Here is a 13416-nt window from a genome sequence, read left to right on the forward strand (position 1 = left end):
ATGAATTCACAGAGGCGCCTCATGAAAACTCCACTAGCACTGGGCTTAGTCGGTCTACTTAGCTTTTCTGCACTTGCAGATTCCGACAACTCTCCTTTCGCCATGTCGCTCATTGCTGGTCTTGAGTCTTACCCGGACTCAGAGTTCAGCTCTATGTCTCGCGGCGGCGGTCTGTCGTTTATCTGGGATGACTTGCGCTACGACAATCTTTACCAGCTAGACAACAACTACTTCCGCGTGCGCGCTACCTACTACTATGAGCGCGACTCTGAAAAATATGACGAAGATAGATACCGTAACTCCATGGATCTGCGCTTTAACTATCAGCGCCCGTTTGCCAGCTTCGGCAAGCAGCAAGACTATCTATTGAGTTTCCACGGCCGTTATGAGGGGCATTACAACAGCCAACAGCTGGAAGAGTTTGAACAGCTAGCGGTGGCCGGAGTGTCACTCAACCGTCGATTTAACGATATCAATCACTATGATCTCGGCCTGACACTGGGGCTGGGTTATAGCGAAGAAGAAAAAGATGACGACTGGCCGCGAGAAGAGATGGGCCGCACCGAAGATGAGCTCAACCGTGCCGGTTTGGGTTACTTCTTCGAGTGGAGCAATAAGTACACCTTCGCCCACTCAGGTGTGCAGCTTGCCGCTAAATGGGCACGCTTCGATGGTCAGTGGGGCTACGATGCTGACAAGTTCTACACCATGGACAGACTCACTCTCGAGGTCGTCACACCACTGGCGAACCAAAACAATCTGCTGCACTTCATGACCCAATATATCAGTCGTGATTATGAGGTAGACCTCTTGGGCTTCGACGACACCCTATATCGTGTTGCCGTAGAATATGTGCATTACTTCTAAGGCATTGCAGCTAAGTGCACGGCGGCTAACACCATAGCAGCACAAGCCACAAAAAGGGAGCCTTAGGCTCCCTTTTCAAATCCACCGGATTACAGCGCGGCCAAGACCACCTCGGCCTTGCTGACCTCAAAGCTCTTTGGCGCCTCAACATTCAGCAAAGTTACCACGCCATTGTCTATCACCATGGCGTAACGTTGAGAGCGAATGCCGCCAAAACCAGCGGTGTCCATCTCTAGGCCCAAGGCCTTGGTGAAGCTGGCATCGCCATCGGCCAACATCATCAATTCACTGGCATTTTGCGCCTCGCCCCAGGCCTTCATCACAAAGGCATCGTTAACCGATACACAGGCGATGATATCGACCCCTTTGGCCTTAAACTGATCCGCCAGCACCACATAACCGGGCAGATGCGCCTCAGAGCAGGTTGGGGTAAAGGCGCCGGGAACGGCAAACAGTACCACCTTCTTGTTAGCAAACAGCTCTTTTACATCATGGTTGACCATGCCGTTTTCGGTCAGCTCGCCTAGCGTGGCGGCGGGTAATGCTTGTCCTTGGGCTATCATGGAAAAATCCTTATGGTTAACAGTAAACTTAGGCAGCCAAATTGGCCTTGTCATGTCACTCACCTAAGCAGATACCTGAAGCATAGCCGTTATTCATCAAGACAAACACAGACTAACCTTAGGGTTTCTATATATCACGCCCCTGAATGCGCCTGGTTTTTTGGGCGCAGGTGGCGATAGGCGCCGCGAGCGCAGCGGCCACAGCCGTGCAGGGTCAGTTCACACAGCATGGCAAACAGCAGACCAAACACCAAGCCAAAGCCGATAGCGCGGCCATCTAGCAAGATGCTATGGCTGAAATTCTGCCATACCTGGTCACGGATCTCAGGCAGAGGCGCCAGCACAAGCCTGTCGAAACCGCCGTAGGTTGATTGATTAAACTCAGTCAGTGCCTCTGACAGCAACTGATACCTTTGATAAATCGCCTCTATGCTCTCGCCGCCGGCATTAAACACGGCGTCGGGATTCTGCTTATAGTGGGTAATCAGCTTATCGAGATCGCCGCCAAAGAAACGGTCCGCATCGCGCTGAAATTCTGCCAAATTCTGTTTAGCCTCCTGGGTATGAGCAGCAAGCGCCTTGCCATACTGATCGACAAAAGCGGGAACCTGCACCCCGAGCAGAACGCCACAGACAAAGAGCAATAATCTCAGGTAATCCATCAAGCGTCTTATCATCACTTCCCTCCCCTTGTCTTAACGGATCACTAGCTCTCTAAGCTAACCTTTGGGTGCTGGGCACTGGCCTGTTCGTGATAGATATCATCCAGATAACCTAGCAGCTGATCTTCCGTCAGCTCGGGCGGAATCACCACATCATAGACACGGCTGCGCATCCCGGTTTGCGACTCACTAAACAACTGCCACTCCTCGCCAACGCGCCGCACCGACATGGACCTGCCGAACACATTAATCCTTATCATCTCACGCACCTAGATATTATTGAATGCTAACTTAGTTATAGTGTCGAACATTTATCGTTGCATGCACAATCTGACAGACTAAGCCAACCTCCACTAAAACATTAAATTCTAATTAAATCCAGGCGCTTTTTGAATCATAAGAGCTACAATAAAAACCGATTAAACAGAGCAAGCGGCGTAAACAGCAGTTTTTTAAATGGGGCTAAAATCATCATGGAATCCCTTAGTTCACCGACACAAAAAATCTAATGCATTATTTTATACAACTCGTAAGAACCATCAGTCTTAAAACTTTGCACATAGGTTTTTCTTTTATTAGCATCATTGCGCGTAACTTCATATCTAATTTGATTTCTGAAAGAATCTTTCGAAACTTTTATGACTTTTGTGTTATTGCAAATTTCATTGACACTAACCCCATTACTTAAAACATTTGACTCCAAACTTTCACAAGACTTTTCAAAGCTATCAAGAAACCCATTAATAATTTTAAAATCTTGTCTATTTGCCATATTTTCAATTGTGACAAAATCCCTTTGCTCCTCGCAATCTATACTTGAGACCTCTCCGCCCAGAAAAGCACTCTTTCTATAATCTGCATGGTAATCCACTCCGATCATTTCCAACTCAATAAAATCTCTAAAACACACTCCATGCTCAAAATAGGGGCTAAGCTTTAACTTAAAGTTATAATAACTCTTATGTAGTTCGTTACGTTTGACTATCAAGGACTCAAACACAACACCCTCCTTCAAGTCTAAAGTAGTCACCCCATCTTCAGCATGAGCAGTGATAGAGATTAAATAGAAAAACATAACAGCATATAGATACTTTTTCATACGCACTCTCACATCTATAATCTCTGGCAAGCTATTAAGCCACACTCATTCCTTTAAAGTAATAAATTCCTTATCCGTTAAACCTAATTCAAACTTCAATGCTAAACACTCTTTCGAAAGCTTCTGGTCTTCCCAATAAACAGATGGAGCCATAAACTTCCATCCATCTTCATATACTAAAGAAAAACCACCAATAACAGATTCATTTGCGACAAATACACATGCATATTTATCAACAACCTTGGATTGTATAACCTTCCCATCATTCAGCTTTGCTAAGCTTAAAAATGGCGCGTTGACAAAATAGCTGTCCACATTGCGCATATCACCTAGGGAAACGTCAACCCAGTGTGAACTTTTATAAATACTATTTATTTTACTTGAAATAATCTCGCCTTCCTCGACCTGAATCTGCGCAAGATCAGCTAAAAAATCTAGCACTACCTCATCTACACGCTCGTGGGTCTCTTCTGTCGCGGAACAAAAACCGACGCTCTCGATACCGAAAGCTAATACCAATAACAGCCAATACTTGTTCATGTTTATAATCCCTGACCCACTGGGTACATAGCACAGTTAACTCACAACATTATCATAGGGAACATAAGCTGACATAGACTACATATACCATTACCCCGAGGTTCTGTAGTAGAAGGAGAGAATAATAGCGTTGTGCTGGACAGAAGGATGTATGTCAAAGAGGCGGCTATGCTATGAAAAGCAAAAGCCGTAATAAATGAAGATTTGTAGCAGTTTCTTAACGACTATGGCTACTTTTCTGAACTCATTTTTGATCGGCTTCTTCTATACTTTTCTTAAACGAAATTGCATGTTCATTGCCCATTTCAGCAGCAAGATTTAAATACTTACGGAACAGGATCTCATTCTCCAAATCGAAATAAGCAATTGAAAGAAGGTAATAGTACTCAGGAATATCCCGATATTTTAGAAACTTAGTGGCAAGTTCAACGACTAACTTCGGGTTATGTGTGAAAGGTTGCCGACCTAAATTAAGCATTCTGAGATAATAAACCTCTGCATCAATGCTCTCTCCAGAATCAATTAGCCTAAATAACCGCTCCTTTAACTCTGCTAAATCGGGGCTATCGTTATCAATCACTGCGATAAGATATTCGGCTTCTGCATCAACATGACCTTGCTTGGAGCCTTTGCTAACAACGCCAATCGACTTTGCTGATCGACCGTAAAATTCGCGCTAGCCCAAGTTGCATGCGGTAAATCTCTTTCACTCAGAGCAATCAGTTTCTTCCGGTCACAGACTTCTTGCCCAGAAAAATACTGCCACATGCAATACTCTAAATGACCATGATCTGTTGCCAAAAAACTTTTTTTAAGCTCATCCAGATAAGATGTGTCACCGGTAGTCAGGTAAAGTGTAGTCAATGAGGCGACTTTAAATTTCTGAACCTCTGAATCTCCACCGCCAATATATAACTTATTAACACGTCGCTTTATTTCGAAATCCAGTGTCCCTACCCCTTGCCCACACTTTTCCAGTTCAGCCTTTATCGTCTTCAGGTCATTAGATCTCTGTATGGATGTATTGATAGCAACCATCGCATCGAGATCACAAGCGAGTACTGATGAAGCGCTTAGGAGGATACCAAACATTAAACTAGCGGCCAGAGTAAGCCATCTCACCAAGGTATTTTGCAAATCAACTCTCCATGTATTGCTGCCTGAATTAAGGCTGGTAAAGCCAGCAAATCCTAAACCACTACTCGCTCTTCATCGCGGCCTTAACGTAGACATCGAAGCGGTTCTTCTTGGTTTCGATGCGGGTGCTGGGTTTAACACCGTCGAGATCGTCGGCGTAGTCGGGGCGTTTGACCACTACGCGCTTGCTGGCGAGGGCCATGGCAGGGGCCAGCAGGCCGTCGGCGTCGAGATCGGCGCCCACCAGCGATTGGAATACGCGCATCTCTTTCTTCACCAAGGCCGACTTTTCCCTGTGAGGATACATAGGATCCAGATAGACCACATCCACCTGCTCGCCCAAGGCTGCCAGCGCCGTCAGGCTAGAGCCATGGACCAGACGCATGCGTTCCTGCATCCAGGAGCCGATATCGGCATCTTCATAAGCGCGGCGCAAACCATCTTCCAACAGGGCGGCGACCACAGGGTTACGCTCCACCATGGTCACAGTGCAACCTAGGCTGGCTAGCACGAAGGCATCTCGCCCCAAACCTGCGGTGCCATCAACCACACTAGGGGTCACGCCTTGTTTAAGACCAACGGCCTTAGCAATAGCCTGGCCTCGACCGCCACCGAACTTACGTCTGTGAGCCACGGCGCCAGAGACAAAATCGACAAATATTCCCTTAAGTTTGGGCTCGTCGCGCTTGTTCAAGATGAGGCAGTCATCTTCAAACACCAACTCAAACAGGGCGTCCTTATCGAACACTAAGCCCCAACGGTCACACACGGCTTCCAGAGTCGGGTATTGGCGATTAAAAAAGATCCCCATGGGCAGAACATTTGTTGATGATGCAGTCACTTTGGCTCGGTAAATTAAGAAATCACGCCGACATTATGCCAAAAGTGCACCACGCTGAATACGCTCTTTATGCGTGGCACGCTGTTACGCACTCACCAACTCTCTGTACCTAGGCGGGCATCCCCCCTATAATCGCCCTATCAGGCTAGCGCCCTCACCATCTGGAATCTTCATGTTAAGTTACCGCCACGGCTACCACGCCGGAAACTATGCCGATGTGCTTAAGCACACCCTCTTGTTGCAAACCTTGAAATTGATGCATAAGAAGAATAAGCCCTTGGTGTATATCGACACCCATGCCGGCGCCGGTGGCTATGCACTGTCAGACGAGTTTGCACAGAAGACGGGCGAGTATTTAGCGGGGGTCGCCAAGCTGTGGGATAAGCAGGACTTGCCCGAGGCGCTTGGCCAATACATAGGCGATATCAAACACTTCAACAGCGGTGACGAACTCGAACTTTACCCAGGCTCACCTGCATTTGTTGACATGAACCTGCGCGACGCAGACCGCATGGTATTGCACGAACTGCACGGCGCCGATCATCAGCTGCTAGATGAGCAACTGGGCGGTGACAAGCAGATCAAGGTGATCAAGGGCGATGGTCTTAAGGGGCTATTGGCCGCTGTGCCGCCGCTGGAGCGCCGCGGGGTCATTCTTATCGACCCTAGCTACGAGATTAAAAGCGATTACCAGGAAGTCGCCAAAGCCGTTATTAAGGCGCATAAGAAATTTGCTACCGGGGTCTATATGATTTGGTATCCGGTGGTGAAGCGTGAACAAACCGAAGCCATGTTTGACATGCTGAAACAGAGCGGCATTAAGAAGCAGCTGCGGATAGAACAAGCCATCAAACCCGACAGCGAAGAGTTTGGCATGACGGCCGCAGGCCTTTGGGTGATCAACCCCCCCTGGCAACTCGATGAGATCGCGCAATCGACCCTGGATTACCTGCACCCGCTGCTTAATCAGGGTGGCGGCCATGTTCAAGTCACCTGGGAAGTGGGCGAATAGCGCCCTAAATAGTACCGAGACCTAGTAGTTGCAATAGTAGTTAGAAGAAGGGCGCGCAGGGCGTGCCCTGATGATAGATGATCTGCCAGCATCCGGCCTCGCACTTCCACAACGAGGTACGCAACGAATAGCGCTTATTTACCTCGTTCACCGGCTTAAAACAGGCGCGATAGTTAAGCTGAGCCAGATCCGCACTCAATAACCGATACTGAATATCTGTCACCTTAAATACCGGCGGCTTCTCTTTGGGCAGGCGCGCCAACACCTCTGGCTTACCAAAACTCACGCCCGTCGCCCCCACCTCAAGAAAATCGACATGAATAAGCTGGTCGAGCGCCTTAGGATCGGTACGCACCTCTGGGTTAAGCAGCGCAATTTCCTGTTCGATAACGATCTGCTGCATCTTGACTACCCCAATTTCTGATAGCGTTTCAACAGTATCTTGACCCGTTTCACATAGGCCTGGGTCTCTGGATAGGGCGGAATACCCTTGTACTGGCTCACAGTGGTGGGACCGGCATTGTAGGCGGCGCAAGCTAGATCGATATCGCCATCAAATCTTGCCAGCATCTTAGCCAGATAACGGGCGCCGCCATCGATATTCTGCTCGGGTCGGTAGGGATTCTTAACGCCCATCTCCTCGGCTGTGCCTGGCATCAACTGCATCAAGCCCATGGCGCCACTGCGCGACAGGGCAAATACATTAAAGGCAGATTCGGCGTGGATCACGGCGCGGATCAACGCAGGATCCAAACCGTAGGTCTTGGCGGCACGAGAGATCAACTCATCATATTCGGCGCTGAACAGCGGTATCTTCTGCCAGTCGAGATCTGAGTCAGGTTTGCAGGCGAAGCATTCATACAAGAGCACCCTGAACTCACTATGGCCCGGTGCATGATCGGCAAAGGCCACTACGCCGTTGGCCTGGGTATATTGATAGACTTTGATCTTACTATCGTCGGTGTCATCTAGGCGCGGTGCGTCGCTGTTACTTAAGATGCCATGTTTAGAGTAACTCGCCTTGTAGCGCGGCTTTTCCGATTGCGCCGCCGCGTCCTGCAGCCAGCACAGCGCCAGACCGAGCCAGAGGCACAGCAGCTGTAGGGCAAAATAGGCATGACGCACTGCAACGGGCATTAAAATCCAATGTCTTGATCGAGTTTGAGTACTTCAATGATAGCAAACAGCTGCTTCATCTCTCGGTTTATTTGGCTGAACTCGTACTCGAAGGTGGCGCCGTCGAAGATAGAGCCTAACTCGAAGCGATTGTCGCCACTCTGCAACATGATCAATAACTTGTCTTCGTAGAAAGCACACTGGATCTTTTTCGCAAACAGGTTGGCGAGAGACTGCAGACGCTCCATAAAGCCGAGAGTAAGCAGGTAGCGCGCCTCAATTTGATCGTTTGAAAATACATCAAAGCGCTCTTCAAACCTGGGATCTTCGAGCTTAACCCGGCTCAGGCTCTTAAAGCTGCTGGAGAGAAAGTTCACCAAGCCACCGCGATTTTTCACTACCACAGTATGACCCTTAAACGCCTTATGGCTGCTGAGTTGCACCATAACACCACGAAAAACAGTTTCTGTTTCGGTACTCTTCTCGCGTTTAACCTGTTTGGTGAGCCACAGCTCATTGATGGCGATCTCCACGCCCTTGTAAGTGCCCTGCACATAATCATCGAACTTGGCATTATCATAGCCAGGCAATAACTTGGAACGCTTAAGCTGAGTTAGGCTCATGCTATGGCTGGTGCTGAAGATAAAGTCATGGCCGAAATAACGAAAGATCTTAGGAAACACCTCTCGCTTCACATCGGATTTATAATGCTTCACCGGCCGATAGCACCACCAGGCGAAGGGCAGAAATAAAACAATGTAGAAGACCCAAGGGATATCCAGGTAACCAGACACACTAAAGATAAAAATCAAGGCTGCCACGGCCAGGAGAATACCCAGACTGGTATAGAGACGACCGCGCAGCGCCTTAAGGCTAGCAACTCTATGATTTTCAAATTTACGAGTGAGCGGCTCAATATGCTCGTCGTAATAGGCCTTAAACCGCTCCTGCTCCTCGGGGTCGGCCACCAAACGTTGTGGCTGACGCTCGGCCTTGATCGGCTCACCGAGGATAAAACTCAATATATTCATCTATTCAAGACTGGGATTTATTTTAGGTAATCGGCAGCGTCCACGGGGGCTCTTGCGGCCTCTTCGGCCTCATAAAAAGGCATCGCCTTGACCTTGGCCATAGAGGCGATAATCGATCCAGGGAAGATCTCCACCGCCGTATTCAGTTCTGATACCGCAGCATTATAGAAACGTCTCGCCGCCGAGATGTGCTCTTCCACCTCGCTATAGGTGCGCATCGCCTGCACCATAGTTTGATCAGACTTAAGCTCGGGATAATTCTCGACGCTGACCATCAACTGGCCCATCTTGCTATTGAGCTGCTCGGCCAATCCCAAGTGCTCTTTAATCGCCGCCGCGTCATTAAGATCATAACCCGCGGTGACCTGCGTACGTAGCGCGGTGATCTCCGTCAGCAGCGACTTTTCATGATCCATAAATTTCTGTGCGATCTTAAGAATGTTGGGCACCAAATTAGCGCGCTTCTTCAACTGCACATCGATACCCGACAAGGCTTCACGCACCGCGTTACGCTTCTTGATCAGGCTGACATACCAGAGGTAGGTGATGATAACGACTAGGCCAAGGCCTAACAGCAAACCTTCCATCTTTGAGTTCCTTCCCTTTAGTTATTGTTATCTGTCTTTGATTAACGCACCAGCTTCACCGATTTTCGCGATAATTTCCAGCAATTTATCGGCTCTCCCTTCGCCATTTCGCTGCTGCTATATTCATCTTTTTCAGCTAAATTGGGGAATCTGCAACTTTATCCGCCGCAAAAGCCTGCTTTTCGGCCTAATGAGTATCTTTTTCAATCATACAGAGCAAAAGTCACAATAAGTGTCACATCAAAACTAATTATCTATATCAAACAGACAGATAAAATAACGAAAAAAGTTACAGAATAATGAAAAGCCCAGTAATACAAGGGAATAACACTAAGATAGATAACACATTGACAGGTATTCGAATAAAAATAGGCCAGAGCTAGGCGATTTATGAGCCAACTGGTTCAACCGGACGAGTCTTTACCATTTACTTGCACAGAGATTAAACAACAGGCAGCTGGGTATTCAAATCAGCCTTAAACCTGACCTAAAGCAGACTGCTCTGCTGTTCAGTCTTCATACAGCCAAGTTGGGCTAATATTTCAATCAACCAAGAGGCAACCCTATCTTCCCAAGCTGGGTTTTGGTTTCAATCATCATCCTTTTATTGGCCCACTTAACTTTAAGTTGGGCTTTTTTTTTGCCTGCAAGCCACCCCTATACGCAACTAAGATTGAGTATTGGCGCCAAATTAAGCTTCAGTTAAAGCAATGCCTTCATCATAAACGGTTATCTTACCGCCCCGTGGCGGTCATAAATAAATGGGTACCAAGATGCCCAAGATGAAGGAAGAACCATGAGCTCCAATCAAGAAGAGAGTCTGGCGGCTAGTCATCCCCCGACTCCCTCAACAAGCAAAAACGGCCTGTTTGTCCGCTTTCTTAACGTGGTCGAACGCCTAGGAAATCTTTTACCTCACCCCATCACTCTCTTCGCCCTATTTTGCGCCGCCGTCATAGTGATCAGCGGTATTGCCGGCTATTTCGAGCTGACAGTCAATGACCCCCGCCCAGTGGGTGCACCAGGACGGGGCGAAGATGGTCTGATCCATGTGGTCAGCCTGATGAATGCCGAAGGCCTTAGGATGATAGTCTCCAACCTGGTGACTAACTTTACCGGCTTTACGCCTTTAGGCACTGTATTGGTGGCACTGCTGGGCGTGGGCATTGCCGACCGTTCTGGCCTGCTATCGGCCGCTATGCGCACCTTGGTTATGGGCGCCTCAAAGCGTCTGGTCACCCTGACCATCGTCTTTGCTGGTATCGTCTCTAATACCGCCGCCGAGCTAGGTTATGTAGTGCTGATCCCCATGGCCGCGCTGATCTTCCACTCCCTCGGGCGTCATCCTCTCGCGGGTCTGGCCGCGGCCTTTGCAGGTGTCTCCGGCGGCTATAGCGCCAACTTGCTTCTGGGTACGGTAGATCCTCTGCTGTCGGGCATCACAGAAGCGGCGGCGCAGATGATCGATCCCGAGTATCTGGTAGGCCCTGAGGTCAACTGGTACTTTATGTTTGTCTCAACCTTCGTCATCACCCTCCTCGGCGCCTTGGTCACAGAGAAGATTGTCGAGCCTAAGCTGGGCAAATATGACGCCAGTGAGGCCAGCCTAGATCTCCAAAATCAGAAAATGGACAGCGTCACGCCGCTCGAAGTCAAGGGGCTCAAGATGGCCGGGCTCTCCATCTTAGTGCTTGGTGGTATTCTGGCGCTCTCCGTGGTGCCGGAAAACGCGCCGCTGCGTCATCCTGAAACAGGGCTGGTTGCCGGTTCCCCTTTCCTCAAGGGTATAGTGGCCTTCATCTTTATCTGTTTCGCCATTCCTGGCCTGGTGTATGGCAAGGTAGTGGGTACCATGAAGCGAGATAAAGACGTCATCGACGCCATGTCCCACAGCATGAGCACCATGGGCATGTATATCGTACTGGTGTTCTTCGCCTCGCAGTTTGTCGCTTTCTTTAAATGGACAAACCTGGGCGCCGTACTGGCGGTTACTGGCGCAGATGCCCTCAACGCCATCGGCCTCACAGGTCCGCTGGTGTTCCTGCTGTTTATCATGATGTGTGGCTTTATCAATCTGATGCTGGGCAGCGCCTCGGCGCAGTGGGCGGTGACGGCACCAATTTTTGTCCCCATGTTGATGTTGGTGGGTTATGCCCCCGAAACCATTCAGGCCGCCTATCGTATCGGTGACTCTGTCACTAACTTGATCACCCCTATGATGAGTTATTTTGGCCTGATCCTGGCCGTAGCCTCCCAATATAAGAAGAATCTCGGCATAGGCACACTGGTTGCCACCATGCTGCCTTACTCCATCGTCTTCTTTATCGGGTGGACCTGCTTCTTCTTTATCTGGGTATTCGCCCTCGGATTGCCAGTCGGCCCGGGTGCCGCCACTTACTACACTCCTTAAAACCCGATGCGGGGCCGGTGAAATCACTGGCCTCGCTAATTTAATAGCTCTTTAATCGCCCCGACCACAGAGTCGACCCGCTTGGGTTGTACCGACTGTCGACGACGGCAAAGATAGATGGGCTCACTCACCTCCACCTCCAAAGCATGAGCCGAGATCAAGCCTTGATGGGCAAAGGCCTCCACCGCATAGGCAGGCAAGACTGTGAATCCTAAGCCGCGACTTACCGGCTCCAAAATCAACCCTATCTGATTAGAAAAACCTTTGCTTGGTAACTGCTCGCCCTGCTCAAACTCAGGATAGTTGGCCCCCAGCAGTAACTTGGCATGGTGAGCACCATCAGGATGATTGATAAATCCCAGCGCCTGCAACGCCGTCCAGGTGAGTGGCATCTTACTCGCCGGAGTGACCAAGAGCAGCGGTTCCTTAGCAATCAGCTGTGCCTCTACCTCCTCAAGATTAGGCTGACGGGTCATTAAACCTATATCCGTCTCTAAGGCGGCTATTGCGGTTTCTACACCGGCATTGGAGGCGAAGCGATAATCCAGTGACAACTGCGGATGGGCTGATTGGAGATCCAGCAACTCGCCATAGAGCTTAAGGCCGACGCTACCAGGCGACATTAAGCGCACCAAACCGGCAAAGGGCGGATCTTGCTTGATCCCCTGCTCTAACTTGGCCAGCGACAGGAGTATCTCTTGTCCCTCTTGATACAACTGGCGACCGGCATGGGTAAGGGAGAACTGCTTACCTTCACGCAGCAGCAATTGGGCATCCAGCTGTTCCTCTAACTTACGCACATGCTGACTCACACCAGATTGCGTCATATAGAGTCGCTCGGCGGTGCGCGTAAAGTGCCCCAACTCCACCAGCGTACAGAAACTTCGTAGCCAAACAGGATTTATCATTACGTTTTGTACTTAAAATTATAAATTTTGATAATTTTACATAATTTAGTTCAATTTGTAAGCTATACCCAATTCAATTGACAGGAGCACAACATGAACAAGGCTTACCCAAGAACTTTTTCTCACATAGGTATTTCGGTGCCGGATCTCGAGGCTGCCGTTGAGTTTTACACTCAGGTATTAGGCTGGTACCTCATAATGGAACCCACAGAGATTGTTGAAGACGACAGTCCAATTGGCGAGATGTGTAACGACGTCTTTGGTGAGGGTTGGGGCTCGTTTCGTATCGCGCACCTGGCAACCGGCGACAAGATAGGCGTCGAGCTATTCCAGTTTGCGAATCAGCAAAACCCTGAGGATAACTTTGAGTATTGGAAAACTGGGGTGTTCCACTTCAGCGTACAAGATCCAGATCTAGAAGGCCTGGTCGAGAAGATTGTGGCCGCCGGTGGTAAGAAGCGCATGAAGGCGCCTCGCTACTATTACCCAGGCGAGAAGCCTTATCGCATGATCTATATGGAAGATCCTTTTGGCAATATCTTAGAGATTTACAGCCATAGCTATGAACTGACCTATAGCGAAGGCGCTTACTAATCGCTAATTCATCAGCCCATAAAAAAGGTTCATCGCGGATAAGCGGGGA

17 protein-coding genes are annotated in these 13416 nt (G+C 49.1%); 4 read left to right on the plus strand and 13 right to left on the minus strand.

Annotated elements, in window-relative coordinates:
* The first annotated feature begins 21 nt into the window (after positions 1-21).
* Complete coding sequence (locus NY07_RS15680; RefSeq protein WP_033540298.1) at positions 22-867, plus strand: hypothetical protein; 846 nt, start codon at positions 22-24, stop codon at positions 865-867.
* Positions 868-956: 89 nt separating this feature from the next.
* Here NY07_RS15680 and NY07_RS15685 read toward each other — a convergent pair whose 3' ends face one another.
* The 8 genes from NY07_RS15685 to NY07_RS15720 form a co-directional block, all read right to left on the minus strand.
* Positions 957-1430 (minus strand): peroxiredoxin, encoded by a 474-nt coding sequence (locus NY07_RS15685; protein WP_033540299.1) that lies wholly within the window; start codon positions 1428-1430, stop codon positions 957-959.
* A gap of 134 nt (positions 1431-1564) precedes the next feature.
* Positions 1565-2107: a DUF2937 family protein gene (locus NY07_RS15690; protein WP_033540300.1), complete on the minus strand. Its 543-nt coding sequence runs from the start codon at positions 2105-2107 to the stop codon at positions 1565-1567.
* A 29-nt stretch (positions 2108-2136) separates the two neighbouring features.
* Entirely contained in the window at positions 2137-2352 is a 216-nt protein-coding gene (locus tag NY07_RS15695) for a DUF7661 family protein (protein ID WP_033540301.1), read from the minus strand.
* A gap of 245 nt (positions 2353-2597) precedes the next feature.
* Positions 2598-3191 carry a hypothetical protein gene (locus NY07_RS15700; protein ID WP_140946950.1) on the minus strand — a complete coding sequence of 198 codons (594 nt, stop codon included), beginning with the start codon at positions 3189-3191 and terminating at the stop codon, positions 2598-2600.
* 45 nt (positions 3192-3236) lie between these two features.
* Positions 3237-3731, minus strand: a complete 495-nt coding sequence (locus tag NY07_RS15705; RefSeq protein WP_033540303.1) for a hypothetical protein — start codon at positions 3729-3731, stop codon at positions 3237-3239.
* Between the two features lie 244 nt (positions 3732-3975).
* Complete coding sequence (locus tag NY07_RS15710) at positions 3976-4311, minus strand: hypothetical protein (RefSeq protein ID WP_033540304.1); 336 nt, start codon at positions 4309-4311, stop codon at positions 3976-3978.
* Positions 4308-4868 (minus strand): hypothetical protein, encoded by a 561-nt coding sequence (locus NY07_RS15715; protein WP_033540305.1) that lies wholly within the window; start codon positions 4866-4868, stop codon positions 4308-4310. Before NY07_RS15715 ends, NY07_RS15710 begins: the two co-directional genes overlap by 4 nt.
* A 61-nt stretch (positions 4869-4929) precedes the next feature.
* Positions 4930-5679: a class I SAM-dependent methyltransferase gene (locus tag NY07_RS15720; protein ID WP_033540306.1), complete on the minus strand. Its 750-nt coding sequence runs from the start codon at positions 5677-5679 to the stop codon at positions 4930-4932.
* Positions 5680-5881: 202 nt separating this feature from the next.
* On the opposite strand from NY07_RS15720, the gene NY07_RS15725 reads away from it, so the two are divergent.
* Entirely contained in the window at positions 5882-6721 is an 840-nt protein-coding gene (locus NY07_RS15725) for a 23S rRNA (adenine(2030)-N(6))-methyltransferase RlmJ (RefSeq protein WP_033540307.1), read from the plus strand.
* Between the two features lie 40 nt (positions 6722-6761).
* Here NY07_RS15725 and NY07_RS15730 read toward each other — a convergent pair whose 3' ends face one another.
* The 4 genes from NY07_RS15730 to NY07_RS15745 are packed head-to-tail and all read right to left on the minus strand — an operon-like array spanning position 6762 to position 9455.
* Complete coding sequence (locus NY07_RS15730) at positions 6762-7124, minus strand: nuclear transport factor 2 family protein (protein ID WP_033540308.1); 363 nt, start codon at positions 7122-7124, stop codon at positions 6762-6764.
* Between the two features lie 5 nt (positions 7125-7129).
* Positions 7130-7858 carry a lytic transglycosylase domain-containing protein gene (locus tag NY07_RS15735; protein ID WP_033540309.1) on the minus strand — a complete coding sequence of 243 codons (729 nt, stop codon included), beginning with the start codon at positions 7856-7858 and terminating at the stop codon, positions 7130-7132.
* On the minus strand, positions 7858-8868 hold the full coding sequence (locus NY07_RS15740; protein ID WP_033540310.1) for a DUF3137 domain-containing protein: 1011 nt from the start codon (positions 8866-8868) through the stop codon (positions 7858-7860). Before NY07_RS15740 ends, NY07_RS15735 begins: the two co-directional genes overlap by 1 nt.
* Before the next feature lie 17 nt (positions 8869-8885).
* Positions 8886-9455, minus strand: coding sequence for a LemA family protein (locus NY07_RS15745; RefSeq protein WP_033540311.1), 570 nt, complete (start codon positions 9453-9455; stop codon positions 8886-8888).
* Positions 9456-10251: 796 nt separating this feature from the next.
* On the opposite strand from NY07_RS15745, the gene NY07_RS15750 reads away from it, so the two are divergent.
* Entirely contained in the window at positions 10252-11865 is a 1614-nt protein-coding gene (locus tag NY07_RS15750) for an AbgT family transporter (RefSeq protein ID WP_033540312.1), read from the plus strand.
* Between the two features lie 35 nt (positions 11866-11900).
* Here the strand turns inward: NY07_RS15750 and NY07_RS15755 are convergent, their stop codons facing one another.
* Positions 11901-12773 (minus strand): LysR family transcriptional regulator, encoded by an 873-nt coding sequence (locus NY07_RS15755; protein ID WP_033540313.1) that lies wholly within the window; start codon positions 12771-12773, stop codon positions 11901-11903.
* A gap of 93 nt (positions 12774-12866) precedes the next feature.
* Here NY07_RS15755 and NY07_RS15760 point away from each other — a divergent pair, with 93 nt between their 5' ends.
* The gene (locus NY07_RS15760) at positions 12867-13367 is read left to right on the plus strand and encodes a lactoylglutathione lyase family protein (RefSeq protein WP_033540314.1); all 501 of its coding nucleotides are present in this window, start codon (positions 12867-12869) and stop codon (positions 13365-13367) included.
* The last annotated feature ends 49 nt before the right edge of the window (positions 13368-13416 follow it).

Source organism: Shewanella sp. ECSMB14101 (assembly GCF_000773485.1).
Classification (GTDB): domain Bacteria; phylum Pseudomonadota; class Gammaproteobacteria; order Enterobacterales; family Shewanellaceae; genus Shewanella; species Shewanella marisflavi.

Coding starts and splice junctions, on each gene's coding strand:
- NY07_RS15695 (WP_033540301.1), bottom strand. CDS start 2,352: ATGATAAGGATTAATGTGTTCGGCAGGTCCATGTCGGTGCGGCGCGTT.
- NY07_RS15720 (WP_033540306.1), bottom strand. CDS start 5,679: ATGGGGATCTTTTTTAATCGCCAATACCCGACTCTGGAAGCCGTGTGT.
- NY07_RS15740 (WP_033540310.1), bottom strand. CDS start 8,868: ATGAATATATTGAGTTTTATCCTCGGTGAGCCGATCAAGGCCGAGCGT.
- NY07_RS15700 (WP_140946950.1), bottom strand. CDS start 3,191: ATGAAAAAGTATCTATATGCTGTTATGTTTTTCTATTTAATCTCTATC.
- NY07_RS15690 (WP_033540300.1), bottom strand. CDS start 2,107: ATGATAAGACGCTTGATGGATTACCTGAGATTATTGCTCTTTGTCTGT.
- NY07_RS15755 (WP_033540313.1), bottom strand. CDS start 12,773: ATGATAAATCCTGTTTGGCTACGAAGTTTCTGTACGCTGGTGGAGTTG.
- NY07_RS15685 (WP_033540299.1), bottom strand. CDS start 1,430: ATGATAGCCCAAGGACAAGCATTACCCGCCGCCACGCTAGGCGAGCTG.
- NY07_RS15760 (WP_033540314.1), top strand. CDS start 12,867: ATGAACAAGGCTTACCCAAGAACTTTTTCTCACATAGGTATTTCGGTG.
- NY07_RS15745 (WP_033540311.1), bottom strand. CDS start 9,455: ATGGAAGGTTTGCTGTTAGGCCTTGGCCTAGTCGTTATCATCACCTAC.
- NY07_RS15680 (WP_033540298.1), top strand. CDS start 22: ATGAAAACTCCACTAGCACTGGGCTTAGTCGGTCTACTTAGCTTTTCT.
- NY07_RS15735 (WP_033540309.1), bottom strand. CDS start 7,858: ATGCCCGTTGCAGTGCGTCATGCCTATTTTGCCCTACAGCTGCTGTGC.
- NY07_RS15725 (WP_033540307.1), top strand. CDS start 5,882: ATGTTAAGTTACCGCCACGGCTACCACGCCGGAAACTATGCCGATGTG.
- NY07_RS15750 (WP_033540312.1), top strand. CDS start 10,252: ATGAGCTCCAATCAAGAAGAGAGTCTGGCGGCTAGTCATCCCCCGACT.
- NY07_RS15730 (WP_033540308.1), bottom strand. CDS start 7,124: ATGCAGCAGATCGTTATCGAACAGGAAATTGCGCTGCTTAACCCAGAG.
- NY07_RS15705 (WP_033540303.1), bottom strand. CDS start 3,731: ATGAACAAGTATTGGCTGTTATTGGTATTAGCTTTCGGTATCGAGAGC.